The 18,878-nt window shown below is 73.6% G+C and carries 14 protein-coding genes and 1 tRNA gene; 9 read left to right on the top strand and 6 right to left on the bottom strand.

Annotated elements, in window-relative coordinates:
• Positions 1-153: 153 nt before the first annotated feature.
• On the bottom strand, positions 154-1,452 hold the full coding sequence (locus tag HCC30_RS02705) for a M20/M25/M40 family metallo-hydrolase (RefSeq protein WP_346776480.1): 1,299 nt from the start codon (positions 1,450-1,452) through the stop codon (positions 154-156).
• A 236-nt stretch (positions 1,453-1,688) separates the two neighbouring features.
• Between HCC30_RS02705 and HCC30_RS02700 the strand changes: the two genes are divergently transcribed.
• Positions 1,689-1,773: transfer RNA gene (locus HCC30_RS02700), tRNA-Leu, on the top strand.
• 75 nt (positions 1,774-1,848) lie between these two features.
• Here the strand turns inward: HCC30_RS02700 and HCC30_RS02695 are convergent.
• The gene (locus tag HCC30_RS02695) at positions 1,849-3,822 is read right to left on the bottom strand and encodes a serine/threonine-protein kinase (protein ID WP_346776462.1); all 1,974 of its coding nucleotides are present in this window, start codon (positions 3,820-3,822) and stop codon (positions 1,849-1,851) included.
• 305 nt (positions 3,823-4,127) lie between these two features.
• On the opposite strand from HCC30_RS02695, the gene HCC30_RS02690 reads away from it, so the two are divergent.
• Positions 4,128-6,839 (top strand): SpoIIE family protein phosphatase, encoded by a 2,712-nt coding sequence (locus tag HCC30_RS02690; protein WP_240979312.1) that lies wholly within the window; start codon positions 4,128-4,130, stop codon positions 6,837-6,839.
• A gap of 63 nt (positions 6,840-6,902) precedes the next feature.
• Here HCC30_RS02690 and HCC30_RS02685 read toward each other — a convergent pair whose 3' ends face one another.
• Positions 6,903-8,489, bottom strand: a complete 1,587-nt coding sequence (locus tag HCC30_RS02685; protein ID WP_169440524.1) for an amidohydrolase — start codon at positions 8,487-8,489, stop codon at positions 6,903-6,905.
• A gap of 127 nt (positions 8,490-8,616) precedes the next feature.
• A complete protein-coding gene (locus HCC30_RS02680) occupies positions 8,617-10,185 on the bottom strand; it encodes an APC family permease (RefSeq protein ID WP_169440299.1) in 1,569 nt (522 codons plus the stop codon).
• A gap of 263 nt (positions 10,186-10,448) precedes the next feature.
• On the opposite strand from HCC30_RS02680, the gene HCC30_RS02675 reads away from it, so the two are divergent.
• A complete protein-coding gene (locus HCC30_RS02675; RefSeq protein ID WP_169440298.1) occupies positions 10,449-11,069 on the top strand; it encodes a TetR/AcrR family transcriptional regulator C-terminal domain-containing protein in 621 nt (206 codons plus the stop codon).
• 111 nt (positions 11,070-11,180) lie between these two features.
• Here the strand turns inward: HCC30_RS02675 and HCC30_RS02670 are convergent, their stop codons facing one another.
• Positions 11,181-11,819, bottom strand: coding sequence for a TetR/AcrR family transcriptional regulator (locus HCC30_RS02670; RefSeq protein ID WP_169440297.1), 639 nt, complete (start codon positions 11,817-11,819; stop codon positions 11,181-11,183).
• Between the two features lie 61 nt (positions 11,820-11,880).
• Complete coding sequence (paaK, locus tag HCC30_RS02665; protein WP_169440296.1) at positions 11,881-13,224, bottom strand: phenylacetate--CoA ligase PaaK; 1,344 nt, start codon at positions 13,222-13,224, stop codon at positions 11,881-11,883.
• 180 nt (positions 13,225-13,404) lie between these two features.
• On the opposite strand from paaK, the gene paaN reads away from it, so the two are divergent.
• From paaN to paaD, 6 genes are all read left to right on the top strand, one after another.
• Positions 13,405-15,123: a phenylacetic acid degradation protein PaaN gene (gene paaN / locus HCC30_RS02660; RefSeq protein WP_169440295.1), complete on the top strand. Its 1,719-nt coding sequence runs from the start codon at positions 13,405-13,407 to the stop codon at positions 15,121-15,123.
• Entirely contained in the window at positions 15,116-15,997 is an 882-nt protein-coding gene (locus HCC30_RS02655) for a 3-hydroxyacyl-CoA dehydrogenase family protein (protein WP_169440294.1), read from the top strand. The genes paaN and HCC30_RS02655 overlap by 8 nt, the downstream gene beginning before the upstream one ends.
• A gap of 131 nt (positions 15,998-16,128) precedes the next feature.
• Positions 16,129-17,121 carry a 1,2-phenylacetyl-CoA epoxidase subunit PaaA gene (gene paaA, locus HCC30_RS02650; protein WP_169440293.1) on the top strand — a complete coding sequence of 331 codons (993 nt, stop codon included), beginning with the start codon at positions 16,129-16,131 and terminating at the stop codon, positions 17,119-17,121.
• Entirely contained in the window at positions 17,118-17,450 is a 333-nt protein-coding gene (gene paaB / locus HCC30_RS02645) for a 1,2-phenylacetyl-CoA epoxidase subunit PaaB (protein WP_169440292.1), read from the top strand. Before paaA ends, paaB begins: the two co-directional genes overlap by 4 nt.
• Positions 17,451-17,460: 10 nt before the next feature.
• Positions 17,461-18,345, top strand: a complete 885-nt coding sequence (gene paaC / locus HCC30_RS02640; RefSeq protein WP_169440291.1) for a 1,2-phenylacetyl-CoA epoxidase subunit PaaC — start codon at positions 17,461-17,463, stop codon at positions 18,343-18,345.
• Between the two features lie 2 nt (positions 18,346-18,347).
• Positions 18,348-18,878: a 1,2-phenylacetyl-CoA epoxidase subunit PaaD gene (paaD, locus tag HCC30_RS02635; RefSeq protein WP_169440290.1), complete on the top strand. Its 531-nt coding sequence runs from the start codon at positions 18,348-18,350 to the stop codon at positions 18,876-18,878.

Below are 18,878 nucleotides of genomic sequence, written 5' to 3'. Positions count from 1 at the left end.
TAGTTGGCAATAACGGTCCCAGCCGCGGACCGCACCATCTGTAACGAGGAAGGGGTAATCAGGCTACGAGCCGGTGCGAGCATTCACTCGTTCCGGTCACACCGGTTCATGTGACCGAAAGCCCGGCAGCCGTCGCTCAGGAGGACACCGCGCTCAGCACTGGTCGAGGAACCGGTCGAGGACGCGGGTGCCGAAGGTGAGCCCGTCCACCGGGACCCGCTCGTCGACGCCGTGGAACATCCCGGCGAAGTCCAGCTCCGGGGGCAGCTTCAGCGGGGCGAAGCCGAAGCAGCGGATGCCGAGGTCGTCGAAGGACTTGGCGTCGGTCCCGCCGGAGAGCATGTACGGCACGGCCCGCGCGATGGGGTCCTCGGCCTTGAGCGAGCTCTGCATCGCCTCGACGAGCGCGCCGTCGAAGCTCGTCTCCAGCGCCTTGTCGGCGTGCACGTCCTCGCGGCGTACGCGCGGGCCCAGGACGCGGTCCAGGTCGGCGAGGAACTCGTCCTCGTACCCGGGCAGGAACCGGCCGTCGACGTGCGCGGTGGCCTGGCCGGGGATGACGTTGACCTTGTACCCGGCGCCCAGCTGCGTCGGCGCCGCGGTGTTCTGCAGCGTGGCCCCGATGATCTTCGCGATGCCACCGAGCTTCGCCAGCGTCTCGTCCATGTTCTCCGGGTCGAGCTCGGTGCCGAGGGCGTCGGACAGCTCGTCGAGGAAGGAGCGGACGGTCTTGGTCACCCGCACCGGGGCCTTGTACCGGCCCAGGCGGCCGACGGCCTCGCAGAGTTCGGTGATCGCGTTGTCGTTGTTCGTCATCGAGCCGTGCCCGGCGGTGCCGTCCACGGTGAGCCGCATCCAGTGCATGCCCTTCTGCGCCGTCTCGACGAGGTAGAGCCGCAGGTTCTCGTTGACGGTGAAGGAGAAGCCGCCGACCTCGCCGATCGCCTCGGTCACGCCCTCGAACAGATCGGGGTGGTTGTCGACGAGGTGCCGCGCGCCGTAGACACCACCCGCCTCCTCGTCGGCGAGGAAGGCGAGCACCACGTCGCGCGGGGGCCGGCGTCCGCTGCGGAGCCGGTCGCGGACGACGGCGAGCGTCATCGCGTCCATGTCCTTCATGTCGACGGCGCCGCGGCCCCAGACGCAGCCGTCGGCGATCTCGCCGGAGAACGGGTGGTGCGTCCAGTCCTCGGCGTTGGCCGGGACGACGTCGGTGTGCCCGTGGATGAGCAGCGCCGGGCGGGACGGGTCCTCGCCGGCGATCCGCGCGACGGTCGAGGCGCGGCCCTTGGCCGACTCGAAGATCTGCGGCTCCAGGCCGACCTCGGCGAGCTTCTCGGCGATGTACTCGGCGGCCTGCCGCTCGCCGGGGCCCTCGTTGCCGCCGTAGTTGCTGGTGTCCATCCGGATGAGATCGCGGCAGAGGCCGACGACCTCGCTCTCCGCGTTCACGGCGTTCTGCGCGGCACCGGCCTTCGCACCATGACCGCCCGGCGTCGGGCTCGACTGGCTCACACTGCCTCCTCGTATCGCGGTGGACTCCCATCCTCGCGCCTGACCCCCGGGGCCCCAAGTGGCCGGTGAGCCAGGACGGGACGGGGGCGGCCGGAGGTGGGACCGAGCGCCCCCGAACCAGTGCTAAAGTTGTCTGCGTCGCGACGGCCCGAGGGGCCGGGGCGGCCACCTTTGTCGGGGTGGCGGAATGGCAGACGCGCTAGCTTGAGGTGCTAGTGCCCTTTACAGGGCGTGGGGGTTCAAGTCCCCCTCCCGACACTTTCCGGAACCGCGCGGTGCGGGTCAGGGTTTCCCCCTGACGCACCGCGCGGTTTCTTTTGTGCCGGCGACGGGTCAGTCCTTGAAGATGCGTACGTCGGGCGAGAGAGCGGGGGCGTTCTTGCCCACCAGGTCGGAGAGGTGTTCCTGGTAGAGCTTCTCCCAGGTCTTTCCCTCGATGATTTCCCGGAGCGCGTCGCGGACCTCCAGGTCGAGGCGGCTTTTCGAGTCGGGCGGGACGGGGCTCATTCCCACGCCCCACTGCTCGAATCCGTTGAGGTTCTCCAGCATGGTGAATTCGCCCCGGTACTCCTTCTTCTGCCGGTATCCCTGGAGGATGATGTCGTCGGTGCTGACCGCGTACACCTCGTTGCCCGGGTTCTCGTTCTCCATCTCCTCCAGGCAGACCTGGTACGAGTCGACGGCCTTGACGCGGTATCCCTCGGACTTGAGATAGCCCGGATAGGTCGAGTCCTGGGCGGTGCAGACCTCGGCCTTGTCCTCGACGAGGTCGCTGGAGTCGGCGAATCTGTCCTTGTGCTTGGTGCGCACCATCAGGCCCCGGCCGGCCAGGTAGTACGGGCCGACCATGGTGATGGGCGTACCGTTCGCGGCTTCTTTCGCGCGGCGTTTCTTGTCGATGCTGTACGTGGCCAGGACCAGGTGCACCCGGCCGGTGCGCAGTTCGGAGCTGCGGTTCTTGCTGGCCACCGGGCGGAAGACGACGTCCTCGCGGTCGTAGCCGAGTTCTTTGGCGATCGCGTGGGCGAGATCGATCTCGAAGCCCTCGAATTCCGCGCTCTTTCCGTCCTCGGCCTCGGCGGTCTGGACGCTCAGGCCCGGCTGGTCCTTCTTGACGCCGATGATGAGCTTGGGGTGCCGGTCCTCCTTGAAGGACAGGCGGTCGGAATCGGGGCCGCCGGGGGACGTGTCCGGGGGCTTTGGGCCCGGGTCGTCGGGCCAGGCGACGTAGCCGCCGGCCAGCACCGCCAGGGCGGCCGCGGCCGCCGCCGGGACCCGCCAGCCGGGCATCCGCCGCTCGCGCGGCCGCCGGGCGCCGGGGACGGGCTCCTCGGTGAGGACGGCCTCCAGCAGGTCCTCGGTCTCCGCCGCCGTCGGCCGGCGTCCCGGGTCCTTCCGCAGCAGCGCCTCGATGACGGGGCGGAGCGGCCCGGCGTACCGCATGGGGCGGACCGGTTTCTCGCGGACGGCGACGTAGATCTCCCACAGCGTCGTCCCGGAGAAGGGTTTCCGGCCCTCGACCATCTCGTACAGGGTGACGCCCAATGACCACAGGTCGGACGCCGGTGTCGCGCGGCCCGGCTCGCCGAGGGCGACGCCCACCAGTTCGGGGGCCGTGTACATCGGAGTGCCGATGAGTTCGCGGGAGCGGGTCACCTGGGCCGCGCCCTCGAAGGTGGCGATGCCGAAGTCCATCAGTAACGCGCGGCCGTTGGGGCGGAAGAGGACGTTGGCCGGTTTCACGTCGCGGTGCAGGACGCCCGCCTCGTGCGCGGCGCGCAGGCCGCGGAGCACCTGGAGGCCGATGCGGGCGGCGTGCGGCACGGCGAGGGGCTGTTCGCGCAGCAGCTCGGCGAGGGAGCGGGCGTCGAGCAGTTCCATGACGATCCAGACCTGGCTGTCGGCCTCGATCACGTCGTGCACGGACACCACGTTCTGGTGGCCGATACGGGCGATGGCCTGCGCCTCGCGCCGCGCGCGGGTCACCCACTGCGACTGGGTCTCCGGGTCGACGACGCCGCGGAACAGCAGGCCCTTCACCGCGACCTGCCGTTCCAGACGGGTGTCGAGGGCCTCCCACACGACACCCATGCCGCCGCTGCCGAGGGGCCGTCGCAGGACGTACCGGTCGGCGATCACCACATCGGGTGCGGCGGTCACGTCCGGGCTCGCGACGGTCACCTCGGGGCCCAGGGGCTCGGGGCCGGAACCGGAGCCGTGCTCCTCGCCCGGCCACACCTGGGCGTCCGCTTCCTCCTCGGAGGCACCGCCGCCGGTCCACTCGCCGTCCGCACCCTCAGTGTTCACACGCCCCCCAGGCCCGTACCGGATTCTCAGGGGAGAAGACTAGTCAGATACGCCGCGGGAGAGCAGGAGTTGCGCAGCACAGTCCCGGTCCTTCTTCCCAGGTGCCCCCGCCGTCGCGCGTACCGTTCGTACCCGGCCGTTACCTGTCCGTACCGGCTCGCCTCGGGTGAAGCGCGGAGCGGTGCTAGAAAGAAGGAATGGCGGGTCTTTCGCGTCTTGTACGCAGATTCCGGAAACACCGGTCCGCGGGTGCGCGCGGTGACCGCCAGAACGTACGCCCCGGTCCCGGCTCCTCTCGGGCGGGGCTGGGGAGTGTGGCCGGGCAGGTGCTGGTGCTCCAGGTCGGGCTCGTGGTGCTGCTGGTGGCGGCGGCGGTGTCGGTGCTGGTGCTCCAGGCGCGGCACGACAGCAGGCGGGAGGCCGAGCACCGGGCACGTGCCGTGGCCGAGACCTTCGCGCAGGCGCCGAGCACCCTGCGCGCACTGGACAGCGCGCATCCGGAGACGCGGCTCCAGCCGGTCGCGGAGGAGGTGCGCAAGCGGGCCGGGGTCGACTACGTCGTCGTGTTCAACACCGACGGCATCCGCTACACGCACCCCGACCCGGATCGGATCGGGAAGCACGTCGTCGGTTCCCTGGACGAGACGCTGCGGGCCGCCCGCCGCGGCGAGTCGTTCTCGGAGACGCTGAAGTCGCCCCAGGGCGAGGCCGTCGACACCTCGGCGCCGATCACCAGGCCGGACGGTTCGCTCGCGGCGGTGGTCTCGGCGGGGATGACGGTCGACCGGGTCAACACCACCGTGGAGCGGCAGCTGCCGATGCTGGTGTGGTCCACGGTCGGGACGCTGGTGCTGGCCGCGCTGGGCGCCTGGGTCGTCTCGCGCCGGCTGCGCCGCCAGACGCACGGCCTGGGCCCGGCCGAGATGACGCGGATGTACGAGCACCACGACGCGGTGCTGCACGCGGTGCGCGAGGGCGTGCTGATCGTCGGCGAGGACGGGCGGCTGCTGCTGGTCAACGACGAGGCCAGGCGGCTGCTGGACCTGCCGAAGGAGGCGGAGGGCCGGCGGGTCGACGGGCTGGGGCTGGACACCTCGCTGACGGCGCTGCTGACCGGGCACCGGGCCGTCACCGACAAGGTGTGCGGCACCGGGGGCCGGCTGCTGGTGGTCAACGTCCGGCGGACGGCGCCGTACGGCGGGGTTGACGGCAGCGTGATCACGCTGCGGGACACCACCGAGCTGCGGGCGCTGACGGGCCTGGCCGAGGTGGCGCGGGAGCGGCTGGAGCTGCTGTACGAGGCGGGGGTGCGGATCGGGACGACGCTGGACGTGGAGCGTACGGCGCGGGAGCTGACCGAGGTGGCGGTGCCGCGGTTCGCGGACTACTGCTCGGTGGAGCTGATGGACCCGGTGCTGCGCGGCGAGGAGCCGCCGGGATTCGGCACGACACTGCGGCGGGTGGCGCTGCTGGGCGTGCGGGAGGAGACCCCGTTCCGGCCCGAGGGGGAGCTGATGGAGTACAGCCCGACGGGCCGGGTCGCCGAGGGGGTGGCCGCCGGGCGGGCCGTGCTGGAGGCGGATCTGGCGTCCTCGGCGGAGTGGCTCGCGCAGAGCCCCGAGCCGACGGAGGCGGTCCTCGCCGCCGGGGTGCACTCGCTGATCGTGGCACCGCTGCGGGCGCGCGGGGTGGTGCTGGGGCTGGCCAGGATGTGGCGGGCCGGGGACTCCCCCGCGTACAGCGAGGACGACGTGTCCTTCGCCGAGGAGCTCATCGCCCGGGCCGCCGTGTGCACGGACAACGCGCGCCGCTACACCCGCGAGCACGCCACCGCGGTGACGCTCCAGCGCAGCCTGCTGCCGCGGGCGCTGCCGGAGCAGTCGGCGCTGGAGGTGGCGCACCGGTACCAGCCGTCGCAGGCGGGCGTGGGCGGCGACTGGTTCGACGTGATCCCGCTGCCGGGGGCCCGGGTGGCGCTGGTCGTCGGGGACGTCGTCGGGCACGGGCTGCACGCGACGGCCACCATGGGACGGCTGCGCACCGCCGTCTACAACTTCTCCGCGCTGGACCTCCCGCCGGACGAACTCCTCGCGCATCTGGACGAGTTGGTGGCCCACGTCGACGAGGACGAAGGCGGCGGGGAGTCCGACGGCGAGGGGGACAGTCCGCCGCTCACGGGCGCCACCTGCCTGTACGCGGTCTACGACCCGGCGTCCGGGGTGTGCACCGTGGCCCGCGCCGGGCACCCGGGCCCGGTCCTCGCGCACCCGGACGGGCGGGTGAGCTTCCCCGAGGTGCCGCTGTCGCCGCCGCTCGGGGTGGGTGGCCTGCCGTTCGAGACGGCCGAGCTGCGGCTCACCGAGGACACCCGGATCGTGCTGTACACCAACGGGCTGGTGGAGAACCGGGAGCGTGACGTCGACACCGGCGTCGGCATGCTGGCCGAGGTGCTGCGCCGGCACCCGGGGCTCGGCCCCGAACAGACCTGCCGGGCCCTGCTGGAGGCGCTGCTGCCGCCCCGTCCGGACGACGACGTCGCGCTGCTCGTCGCCCGTACCCGGGTGCTGGACCCGGACCGGGTCGCCGAGTGGGACGTGCCGGACGACCCGGCCGCCGTCGCCCCGCTGCGCGCCGCCTGCGCCGAGCGGCTGGAGCAGTGGGGCCTGGGCGAGACGGGGCTGACCACCGAGCTGATCCTCAGCGAGCTGGTCACCAACGCCATCCGCTACGGCACCGAGCCCATCAGGCTGCGGCTGCTGTACGACACCAACGCGCTGATCTGCGAGGTGTCCGACGGCAGCAACACCTCCCCGCACCTGCGGCGCGCGGCCACCATGGACGAGGGCGGCCGCGGCCTGTTCCTCGTCGCCCAGTTCGCCCGCCGCTGGGGCACGCGCTACACCTCACGCGGCAAGATCATCTGGACCGAACAGGCCCTGCACGGCGAGGCTCCGGCCCCGGGCGCCGGGCTCTCCGACGACGCCCTGCTGGACCAGTGGGACGACCCGGAACTGTGAACCGGGCCTGACGCGGGGGAAGTTGGTGGCCCGCGCCCGGAAGGGACGCGGGCCCGGGCCGCCCTACGCGTCCTGCTCGTGGACCACCCGCCCGTCGACGACGGTGAGGTGGACGGGGACGTCCGGGAGGTCCTGGGGGGCCGTGGTGAGGGGGTCCGCGGCGAAGGCGGTGAGGTCGGCGCGGTATCCCTCGCGGACGCGGCCGGCGTGGTGCTGCTCGCCGGCGGCGAGGGCCGGGGCGACGGTCATCGCGGCGAGCGCCTCGTGCGCGGTGAGGGCCTGCCGGGGGCGGACCGGTTCGCGGTCGGGCTGGGACGGGATGCGGCGGAGCTGGGCCGCGGCGAGGACCTCGCGCGGGTCGTAGTGCGCGATGGGCCAGTCCGAGCCGAGGACGAGGGGGGCGCCGGCGCGCAACAGGTCGGCGCAGCGCCAGGCCCGGTCGGCGCGTTCGGTGCCGAGGCGGGTGGACCAGTTGTCGCTGTGGTCGGCGTGGGTGTACTGGACGTGGCTGGGCTGCATGGAGGGGACGACGCCGGAGGCGGCGAGGCGGGCGACGAGTGCGTCGGGCGCGGTCTCGATGTGCTCGATCCGGTGGCGGGGGCCCTCGCTGGCGGGGTCGGTGTGCGGGGCGAGGCAGTCGAGGGCGTAGGCGACGGCGGCGTCGCCGATGGCGTGCGTGGCGGTGGGGACGCCGGCGGCGGCGAGTGCGCCGACCGCGGCGGCGTACGTCTCGGGCGGGAGCCAGAAGGGCTTGGTGGACTCGCCGTGGCAGTCGGCGTGGTGCAGCCAGGCGGTGCCGTTGTCGATGGTGCCGTCCATGAAGAGCTTGACGCCCGCGACCTCCCACAGGTGCCCCGAGGTGCCCTGGAGCCGGACGAGTTCGCGGATGCCCGCCCGGTCGACGCCGGGCTGGCACCAGGGGTGGAGGCGGAGGCGGAGGGTGAGCGCGTCTCCCCCGTCGGCGGCCTGCTCGTCGAGGAGGCGGAGGGCGGGGAGGCTGCCGTCCTCCAGGTCCATGCCGTGGCCGCCGGTGAGTCCGGCGGCGTTCATGCGGCGGGTCAACCGGGCGATCCTGGCGGCGAGTTCGCGGGTCTCCATGGCGGGCGCGGCGCGTTCGACGAGGTCGGTGGCCGGGCTCTCCAGGAGTTCGCCGGTGGGGGTGCCGTCGGCGTCGCAGACGACGTCGGCGTTGCCGGGGAGCTCCACGGGGCCGGTGACGCCCGCGAGTTGGAGAGCGCGGCCGGAGGCGAGGGCCGCGTGCCCGTCGAAGAGGGTGAGGAGCGCGGGGGCGCCGTCGAGGACGTCGTCGATGACGCGGCGGTGCGGGCGCTGCCCGCCGAGGATGTTGGGGTCGAGGCCGAAGCCGTGGATCCACTCGCCGTCCGCCGCTCCCCCGCGGGCCTCGGCGAGCAGGGCGCGGAGGTCCTCGGTGCCACGGCAGCCGGAGAGGTCGATGCCGCTGGTCATCAGGGTGCCGGAGACGGGGTGCAGGTGGCCGTCGGTCAGGCCGGGGGTGACGGTGAGGCCGGTGCCGTCGACGACGCAGGTCGCGCCGTCGCAGACCTCGCGGATCTCGGCGTCGTCCCCGACGGCGAGGACGCGGCCGTCGCGTACGGCGACGGCGGAGGCGGTGGGGCGGGCGGGGTCCATGGTGTGCACGGTGGCGCCGACGACGGCGAGGCCGGCGGAGATGCGGGGGGTCACGGTGCTGCTGCTCCTTGCGTGCGGTGTGCGGTGGCCCGCCGGGGCGGGCCGGGTCTCGGGGCCGGTGGGCCGGTCAGGTCGTCGGTGCGGCGGCGGTTCCGGAGGGCCGGGTTCCGTCTCCGTCCGCTCCGGCATCGTCGCCCGCCCCGACGCCGAGCGCCGTGAGGTCGAGTCCCGGGCGGCGGGCGAACCAGAGGGAGGCGGCGGCCGAGGCGGCGACGACGAGTGCGGTGCAGATCCAGTAGGTGTCGCCGGGCGAGGGCTGGTCGGGCTGCACGTTGCCCCAGACGCCCCAGCCGATGACGGCGGTGCCGACGAGGGGGACGAGGTGGTGCCGTACGGGGCGCAGGCCGGAGGGCTCGGTGCGGTGCAGGTAGAGCGGCAGGCCGACGAGGGTGACGAGCAGGGTGAGCAGTAGCGGCACGGTGCCCATGCCGGCTTCCCAGGCGGAGGCCTCGGTGGGTCCGGCGCCGGTCAGCAGGGTGGGCGCGACGATGCAGACACCGATCAGGGCCACCCACAGCAACACGGAGCCGACGGGCACGCCCTGCCGCCGCGAGGCCCTGCCGAGGCCGCGGGGCAGCATCCCGGCGCGGGCCGCGGTGAAGGTGATGCGGGACATCGCGGTGAGCGCGGCGACGAGGCAGGCCACGGAGCTGACGGCGCCGACGGCGGCGAGCAGGGCGTGGGCCTGCGGCAGGTAGTGCTGGGCGAGTTCGAGGAAGGGGGCCGGGTTGGCGGGGTCGCCGAAGCGGTCGGCGCCGTCGCCGGCGCCCTGCCAGCGCGCGTAACCGGCGAGTCCGGCCCAGGTGGAGAGGGTGTACAGCAGGCCGACGAGGAGCACGGAGGCGACGACGGTGCGGGGCACGACGCGGCGGGGGCGGCGGATCTCGGAGGCCATGCTGGCGGAGTTGTCCCAGCCGACCATGCCGGCGACGGCGAGCGGGAACGTCAGCCCGCTGAGTCCGGCGAGGCCGCCGGGGTACCCGCCGTCGGCGTGCAGCGGCGCGGCGGCGTCCGGACCGGCGCGGAACAGCAGCAGCGCGGAGAAGCCGAGCAGGACCGCGACCTGCACGGCGGCGAGCAGGATGGACACCAGGCTGGAGGCGACGATGCCGCGCAGCACGACGGCGCCGGAGAAGGCCAGCGCGGCGAGCGAGACGGCCATCCACCACAGGCCGCCGAGGCCGAGCGCGGCCGAGGTCCAGCCGCCGGCGAAGACGGCGACGGCGCCGATGGTCAGCGGTCCGGCGAGCAGTCCGGCGTAGAACATGGCGGCGGCGAGGGCGACGCCGGTGCGCTCGGAGACGGTGCGGAAAGCGTGGTACGTGTACGCCACGTAGCTGCCGGGCGAGACGATGCGGCGGGCGAAGTCGGCGACGGTGAGCGCGGCGGCGAGCAGGCCGAGGGTGGCCAGGAGAAAGGCCCAGGGCGCCTGCGTCCCCATGGCCCCGACGACGACGGGCGCGGTGAGGAACGCGCCGTTGACGGGCGCCATGTTGGAGACGGTGACGCCGAGGGCGCCGGCCGGGCCGACGGCTCCGTCCCGCAGACCGTCGCCGCCCCGGGGTTCGGCGGGCGGTGCGGTGCGGCCGGTGCGCGCCGGGGCCGGGTGCGCGGGTGGTGCGGGTTCGGTGCCCACGGTTCCTCCGGGGGTAGGGCGACGCGGGCGCGGCGGCCGGGCGTCGGAGCACAGACGGGAGCGGCACGGCCAACTACGTTAGTTAACCTGATTAGCTTTCGGGGAAAGTACGCCCCGTGTCCCCCTGAGGGGAAGAGGCGGGACGAAGATTCCGCAGCTCGTCACGCCGCCTGCACGCTCGGTGACCAGCGGGCCCCGCCGTACAATCGGTGCGCCCCGCCCGCCTGTTGACCGTCCCCCTCTCCCCCAGGAGCGCCCCGCCGATGCCCCGTCAGCCCCGGATCTCGCGCAGCGCGGCGGTGAGCGAGGCGCTGCGGCTGCTGGACGAGGAGGGCCTCGGCGCGGTGACGATGCGCCGCCTCGCGCAGCGGCTCGGCGTCACGAGCCCCTCCCTGTACAAGCACTTCCGCGACCTGGAGGACGTGCTGGACGCCGTGGCCGACGAGGTCAGCCGCCGGATCAGCGCCGACGCCGGCGGACCGGCGCCCTGGCGGCAGGAGCTGACCGATCTGGCGCGGCGCTACTCCCGCACCTTCCAACAGCACCCGAACGCGATGCCGTTGGTGATGCGCAGGCCACTGCGCAGCGAGAACTCGCTCTCCGCGCTGGACACCCTGCTCCAGAACCTGCTCGACGGGGGCTGGGAGACGGCTTGCGCGGCGCGGGCCGTGCTGCTCGTGGAGTCGTACGCGCTGGGTGCGGCGATGACGGCCGCGAGTGGCGGGTTCACCGCCGGGCCCGGGGAGCTGGGGCACCGGCCCGCGCTGGCGGCGGCGCTCGGCGGGACGCATCCCGGACTCCGGCTCGGCGGGGCGGACTTCGAGCACGGGCTCACGATGCTGCTGGACGGGATCGCGCGCGAGCTGGCGCCTGCCGGCGCGTAGCGCCGGGGGCTTGTTGCGTCGCGGGGTGCGGGGCGGTGTGGGCGGGTGCGGGTGCGTCGCGGTGGTTCGCGCAGTTCCCCGCGCCCCTTTTTGCGCCGTTCCCCGCGCCCCCTAGCGGGCGCGGGCGCGGAGGCCGTCGAAGAGGATGGTGGTGAGGCTTTGGGAGAGGTGTTCCACGGGGACGCCCTTGGCGGGGTCGTACCACTCGATGAGGGAGTTGACCGTGCCGAAGAGGAGGCGGCTGGTGAGCCAGGGGTCGATGTCGTGCCGGACCGCGCCCTCCTCCTCGGCCTGCCGGACGAGCGCGGCGACCCGGTGGTCGAAGTCCCGCCGCCGCGCGAGCGCCCGCTTCTCCGCGTCCGAGTTGCCGTGCACCCGCAACAGCAGCGTCACGTAAGGGAGTTCGGCCGCGAGGACCTCGACGCTGCGGCGCACGGTGTGCTCCAGGCGGGCCAGCGCCGTGGTGCTCTCCCGCTCGCGTTCCGGGACGGGTTCCTCGTCGAGGATGGCGAAGAGCGCGTCGAGGGCGCGGTTCAGCGCGAGGTCGAGCAGCTCCTCCTTGCCGGAGACGTGGTGGTAGATGCTCGACTTGCTGATCCCGAGCCGCCGGGAGAGCTCCTCCATGCCGGTGCTGTCGTAGCCGCGCTCGATGAACGCGGCCACCGCGACCTCCAGCAGGGAGTCGCGGTCGTACCCGGGACGGCCCGGCTTGCCCCGCCGCCCGTTCCTCACCGGTGGTGTGGTGCTCATGACGACACTGTGACACAGGCCCGGAGCTGGGGTTTCACCGGAGCCGCCGCCACCGGGCCGCTCACGCGCGCAGGTCCTTGATCCGGCGCAGCTTGCCCTGCGAGCGTTCCAGCGTCCCCGGGCCGACGATCTCCACCGTGGCCGTGACGCCGACGCCGTCCTTGATCCCGGCGGTGATCGCCGCGGCCGCCACCTCGCGCGCCGCCGCGTCCGCGTCCGGGCGGCACTCGACGACGACGGCCAGGTGGTCCATCCGTCCGCGCCGGGTGAGCCGGAGCTGGAAGTGCGGGGCGACGGCGGGCTGGCGGAGGACGACCTCCTCGATCTGGCCGGGGAAGACGTTCACCCCGCGCAGGATGATCATGTCGTCGCTGCGCCCGGTGAGCCGCCGCATGCGGCGGAAGGCGGGGCGGGCGGTCCCGGGCAGCAGGGCCGTCAGGTCGCGGGTGCGGTAGCGGATGACGGGCATGGCCTGCTTGGTGAGCGAGGTGAAGACGAGTTCGCCCTCCTCGCCCTCGGCGACGGGCCCCTCGCCGAGCGGGTCGACCGTCTCCGGGTAGAAGTGGTCCTCCCAGATGTGCAGCCCGTCCTTGGTCTCGACGCACTCCTGCGCGACGCCGGGTCCCATCACCTCGGACAGTCCGTAGATGTCGACGGCGTGCAGCCCGGCCCGCTCCTCGATCTCGCGGCGCATCTCCTCCGTCCACGGCTCGGCGCCGAAGACCCCGGCGCGCAGCGAGGAGCGGCGCGGGTCGACGCCCTGGCGCTCGAACTCGTCGAGCAGGGTGAGCATGTACGACGGGGTGACCATGATGATCTCGGGCTCGAAGTCCTGGATGATCCGCACCTGGCGCGCGGTCATGCCCCCGGAGGCGGGGATGACCGTGCAGCCCGCGCGCTCCGCGCCGTAGTGCGCGCCGAGTCCGCCGGTGAACAGGCCGTACCCGTAGCTGACATGGACCTTGTGCCCGGGCCGCGCGCCGGCCGCGCGGAGCGAGCGGGCGACGACGTCGGACCAGACCGCAAGGTCCCCGTCGGTGTAGCCGACGACGGTGGGGTTGCCGGTGGTGCCGCTGGAGGCGTGCAGCCGGCGGACGTCCTCCATCGGCACGGCGAACATGCCGAACGGGTAGCCCTCGCGCAGGTCCGCCTTGGTCGTGTACGGGAAGTGCGCGAGGTCCGCCAGGCTCCGGCAGTCCTCGGGGCGCACCCCGGCCTCGTCGAACTTCCGCCGGTAGAGCGGGACGTTGTCGTAGGCGTGCCGCAACGTGGCCTGGAGACGGGTGAGTTGGAGCGCGCGCAGTTCCTCGGGGCGCAGCCGCTCGCCCTCGTCCAGGAGTCGGTCCGGCAGGGGGTCACCGAACCGCTGCGCCGGTGCCTCGGCGACAGCAGGGTGGCGGCTCATCTCGTCTCCTCTACGTGGCGGGAATGACGGGGTACGTCGCGACGCGATGCGCGGGGGATGCGTCTCGGCCAGAACCGGCAGGTGCTCCGGTCCACCCTTGTACCCGACCGAACATTCGGTTACGTTGACGACGCCGTCAAGTAATCCAGCCGCTGACCTGCATGTCAAGAGGTGGACCCCATGCCGCAGAACGCCGCAGAACGCACCGGCCGCACCGACTTCTTCGCCCGTCACCGTGACCTGCTGGAGCGCGCCCGCGCCGCCACCGCCGACCGGGACTACTGGACCCCGCACAAGGAGTCGCCCAGTACCTCGGTCTACGGCGAGGAGGCGCCGAAGCAGGGCGAGGCCGCGTTCCAGGCGCTGCTGGGCAAGCCCTTCGCGCTGCCCGGCCACCCGGAGAGCGGCACCGTGCGCCCCGGCGAGATCTCGCCGTACGGCCAGGAGCTGGGCGTCGGCTATCCGCGGGTGGCCCCCGAGGAGGCGGTCGCGGCGGCGCGGGAGGCCGGACGTGCCTGGCGGGCCGCCGATCCGGACGAGCGGGCCGGGGTCGCGGCGGAGATCCTCGCGCGGATCAACGCCGCGAGCTTCGAGATGGCGCACGCGGTGCACCACACCACCGGGCAGGCGTTCGTGATGGCCTTCCAGGCGGGCGGCCCGCACGCGCAGGACCGCGGTCTTGAGGCCGTCGCGTACGGCTGGGCCGAGCAGAAGTACCACCCGCGGGCGGCGCGTTGGACGAAGCCGCAGCGCAAGGGCGGGGCCCAGGTGATGGACAAGAAGTTCACGCCGGTGGGCCGCGGCGTGGCCCTGCTGATCACCTGCAACACCTTCCCCACCTGGAACGGCTACCCGGGGCTGTTCGCGAGCCTGGTCACCGGCAACCCGGTGATCGTCAAGCCGCACCCCTCGGCGGTGCTGCCGCTGGCGGTGACGGTGCGGATCGCGCGTGAGGTGCTGGCCGAGGCGGGCTTCGACCCGAACGTGGTGCTGCTCGCCGCCGAGGAGCCGCACGAGCGGACGGCGGCCGACCTGGCGCTGCGGCCCGAGGTGCGGATCGTCGACTTCACCGGCTCGACGGAGTTCGGCAACTGGCTGGAGGAGCACGCCCGTCAGGCCGTGGTGCACACCGAGAAGGCCGGGCTGAACACCGTCGTCCTGGACTCCACGGACGACTACAAGGGCATGCTCGGCAACCTCGCCTTCTCGCTGTCCCTCTACAGCGGCCAGATGTGCACCACCCCGCAGAACCTGCTGGTCTCCCGCCAGGGCCTGGCCACCGACCAGGGCACCAAGTCCCCCGACGAGTTCGCCGCCGACCTCGGCGCCGCGCTCGACAAGCTGCTCGGCGATCCGGCCCGCGCCGCCGGCACCCTCGGCGCCCTCGCGAGCGACGGCGTACGGCAGCGGCTGGAGGCGGCCGCCGGGGTCGGGCGTACGGTCCACCCGTCGGCGAAGGTCGAGCACCCGGACTACCCGGACGCGGACGTCCGGACGCCGCTGGTGGCGCGGCTGGAGGCGGAGGACCGGGAGACCTATGCGCGGGAGTGGTTCGGTCCGGTCTCGTTCGTGATCGGCACCGACTCGACCGAGCACAGCCTGGCGGTGCTGCGGGAGACGGTGGGCGAGCACGGGGCGCTGACCGCCGCCGTGCACTCCACCAGCGAGGACGTGCTGGCCGCAGCGGAGGAGGCGGCGCTGGACGCGGGCGTGCACCTGTCGGCGAACTTGACGGGGCAGATCTTCGTCAACCAGACCGCCGCGTTCAGCGACTTCCACGGCAGCGCCGCCAACCCGGCCGCGAGCGCCACCCTCTCCGACCCGGCGTTCGTCACCGGCCGGTTCAACACGCTCCAGTCCCGCCGCCCGGCGCCCGCCGAGGAGCCGGCCGATGCCTGAGCAGCCCGCGGACGGCCCGGCGCCGGTGCCGCCCGCGCGGGTCGGGGTGCTCGGCGGCGGGCGGATGGGCGCGGGCATCGCGCAGTCCTTCGCCGCGGCCGGTTCCGAGGTCCTCGTCGTCGAGAGCGGCGAGGAGGAGGCGCGGGCCGCGCTGGACCGGATCGGCGCGAGCCTCCGGCGGGCCGAGGAGCGCGGGAAGCTGGCGGGCGCGGCGGACGAGGTGCTGGGCCGGATCTCGGCCGCGGGCTCCCCGGACGCGCTGCCGCGGGACGCCTGCCTCGTCGTCGAGGCGGTGCCCGAGGACGCCGGGCTGAAGGCGCGGGTGCTGGCGGCGGCGGAGCGGGCGGTGGGCGCGGAGACGGTGCTGGCGACCAACACCAGCTCGCTGCCGGTCACCGAGATCGCCTCGGCGCTCGGCTCGCCCGGCCGGTTCGTCGGCATGCACTTCTTCAACCCCGTACCGGCCTCGGCCCTGGTCGAGATCGTGCTCGCGCCCGGCACCTCGGACGCGACCCGGGAGGCCGTGCTGGGCTGGACCAGGGCGCTGGGCAAGAAGGACGTCGTGGTCCGGGACTCCCCCGGGTTCGCCAGCAGCAGGCTCGGGGTGGCCCTCGGGCTGGAGGCGATCCGCATGGTGGAGGAGGGCGTCGCGGGCCCGGAGGCCATCGACGACGCGATGAGCCTCGGGTACCGGCATCCGATGGGCCCGCTGCGGCTCACGGACCTCGTCGGCCTGGACGTACGGCTCGCGATCGCCGAGCACCTGCACGCGACGCTGGGCGAGCGCTTCGCGCCGCCGCGGCTGCTGCGCGAGAAGGTCGCGCGCGGGGAGCTGGGCCGCAAGAGCGGGCAGGGGTTCCACACCTGGACGTGAGCGCTCCGGGCGGCGGGCCGGTGCGTACCGGCCCGCCGCCGGGGCCCGCCCCGTCGCCGGGTATTGCCCGGCGCGGGGCGATCCGTCAGACTGAATACCGAACGAATGGTCGGTTGGGAAGCTGGTTTTCGATGACCACGGCAGAGAGCACGGCGGGGACGGCGGACGCCCCGTCCCCGGGCGAGGACGCCCTGCGGGAGCACTTCGACGAGACGATCCGGCGCGAGATGCGGATCGAGCCGCGCGACTGGATGCCCGAGGGCTACCGCAAGACCCTCGTCCGGCAGATCGCGCAGCACGCGCACTCGGAGATCATCGGCATGCAGCCGGAAGGCGACTGGATCACCCGCGCCCCCTCGCTGCGCCGCAAGGCGATCCTCTTCGCGAAGGTGCAGGACGAGGCGGGGCACGGGCTGTACCTGTACTCGGCCGCCGAGACGCTCGGCGGCGACCGGGACGACCTGGTGCGGCGGCTCATCACCGGCCGCCAGAAGTACTCGTCCATCTTCAACTACCCCACGCCGACCTTCGCCGACGTCGGCGTCATCGGCTGGTTCGTGGACGGCGCGGCGATCTGCAACCAGGTCCCGCTGTGCCGGAGTTCGTACGGTCCGTACGCGCGGGCCATGGTGCGGGTGTGCAAGGAGGAGTCCTTCCACCAGCGCCAGGGGTACGAACTGCTGCTGACGATGATGCGCGGCACCGAGGAGCAGCGGGCCATGGTGCAGGACGCCGTCGACCGCTGGTGGTGGCCCTCGCTGATGATGTTCGGCCCGCCCGACGACCAGTCGCCCAACTCGGCCGCCTCGCTGGCCTGGAAGATCAAGCGGCACACCAACGACGAACTGCGGCAGCGCTTCGTCGACATGACCGTCCCGCAGGCGGAGCGGCTGGGCGTGACCCTGCCCGACCCTCAGCTGCGGTGGAACGAGGAGCGCGGCGCCCACGACTTCGGCACCCCGGACTGGTCCGAACTCATGCGCGTCATCAAGGGCGACGGGCCGTGCAACGAGGAGCGGGTGAGCCGGCGCCGCGCGGCGCACGAGGACGGCGCCTGGGTCCGCGAGGCCGCCGCCGCGCACGCGGCGAAGCGACGGCACGAGAGCGAAGGAGCGACGGCATGACCGCGACCGACCCGCCCCGGGGCACGGAGACCGCGCCGGAGGGCGTACGCGCCGAGTGGCCGCTGTACGAGATCTTCGTGCGCGGCAAGCGCGGGCTGAACCATGTGCACGTCGGCTCGCTCCGCGCCGCCGACGACCGGATGGCGCTCACCCACGCCCGGGACCTGTACACCCGGCGCAACGAGGGCGTGAGCATCTGGGCCGTCCGCTCGGACCGGATCGCCGCCTCCGCGCCGGACGAGAAGGACCCGTTCTTCGCCCCCAGCGCCGACAAGGTCTACCGGCACCCGACCTTCTACGACATCCCCGAAGACGTCCCGCACATCTAGGAGCAGCGGCATGAGCGAGGCCACCCCCGCCGGTGACGACCACGTGTACCTCTCCCTCACCGAGGGCGGGAGCGACGACGCCCAGTGGGCCTTCGGCACCGGCTTCTCCGACCCCCTGCACGGCGTCGACACCACCCTGCCCGAGGGCGTGGACCGGGCCGCGCTGGCCGCCTGCTGTCTGGCCCTGGCGGACGACGCGCTGGTCACCGCGCAGCGGCTCGCGCAGTGGTGCACCCGCGCCCCGGAGCTGGAGGAGGAGGTCGCGCTGGCCAACATCGGCCTCGACCTGCTCGGCCAGGCCAGGATGCTGTACGCGCGGGCCGGCCAGGTCGACGGCACGGGCCGGGACGAGGACGCGTACGCGTACTTCCGTGACGCCGGGGAGTTCCGGAACGTGCGGCTGGCCGAACTGCCGCGCGGGGACTTCGCGTTCGCGCTCGTCCGGCTGCTGGCGCTGTCCTGCTGGCGGCTGGCGCTGTGCACCCGGCTGGCGCGGGCGGCCGACCCGGTGCTGGCGGCCGTCGCGGCGAAGGGCGTCAAGGAGCTGACGTACCACCGGCAGTACGCGGCGGACTGGGTGGTGCGCCTGGCCGACGGCACCGAGGAGTCGGCGCGGCGGACGCGGCAGGCGTTCGCGGACGTCCTGCCCTGGCTGCCCGAGCTGTTCACGGACCGGACGGTGGCCGCGCTGTGCCCGGACGACGGAAGTGCAGCCGGCGTCGAGGCGGAGACACGGGAGGCGCTTCAGCAGGTCGCCGCCGCCGGAGGACTCGCGCTGCCGGACGCCGAACCCGTCCCGGGTTCCGGGCGGGACGGCGTGCGCACCTCCCATCTGGCGCCGCTGCTGGAGGAGTTGCAGAGCGTGGCCCGGGCCCATCCGGACGGAGTGTGGTGACGATGACGGCGGACGGTGCGGTGCTCGCGCGGGCGCGGGAGGCCGCGGCCGAGGTCCGGGACCCGGAGCTGCCCGTGCTGACCCTCGCCGACCTGGGCGTGCTGCGCGGCGTCGAGCGGGACGCGGACGGCGGGGTGAGTGTCCTGCTCACCCCGACCTACTCCGGCTGCCCCGCGATGGCCGAGATGCGGGCCGAGGTCGCGGCGCGGCTGCGGGACGCCGGCGTCCCCGGCGCCCGGGTCCGCACCGTGCTCGACCCGCCCTGGACGACGGACTGGATCACCGCGGAAGGGCGGCGCAAGCTCGCCGAGTACGGCATCTCGCCGCCCGGCGCGGCGCCGGGGCGGCAGGCCGGGCCCGTCCCGCTGGTCCTCTCCCCCACCCGCCACGGCACCGGACCGGCCGGGGTGCGCTGCCCGCACTGCGGGGCCGCGGACACCGAGGAGACGTCCCGCTTCTCCGGCACGTCCTGCAAGGCGCTGTGGCGCTGCCGCGCCTGCCGGGAGCCGTTCGAGCACTTCAAGGAGATCTGA

Origin of the sequence: Streptomyces sp. HNM0574 (genome assembly GCF_012726235.1) — a bacterium.
Classification (GTDB): Bacteria; Actinomycetota; Actinomycetes; order Streptomycetales; family Streptomycetaceae; genus Streptomyces.
Note: the sequence above shows the minus strand (reverse complement) of the source record. Positions and strands in the feature narration are given on the sequence as shown.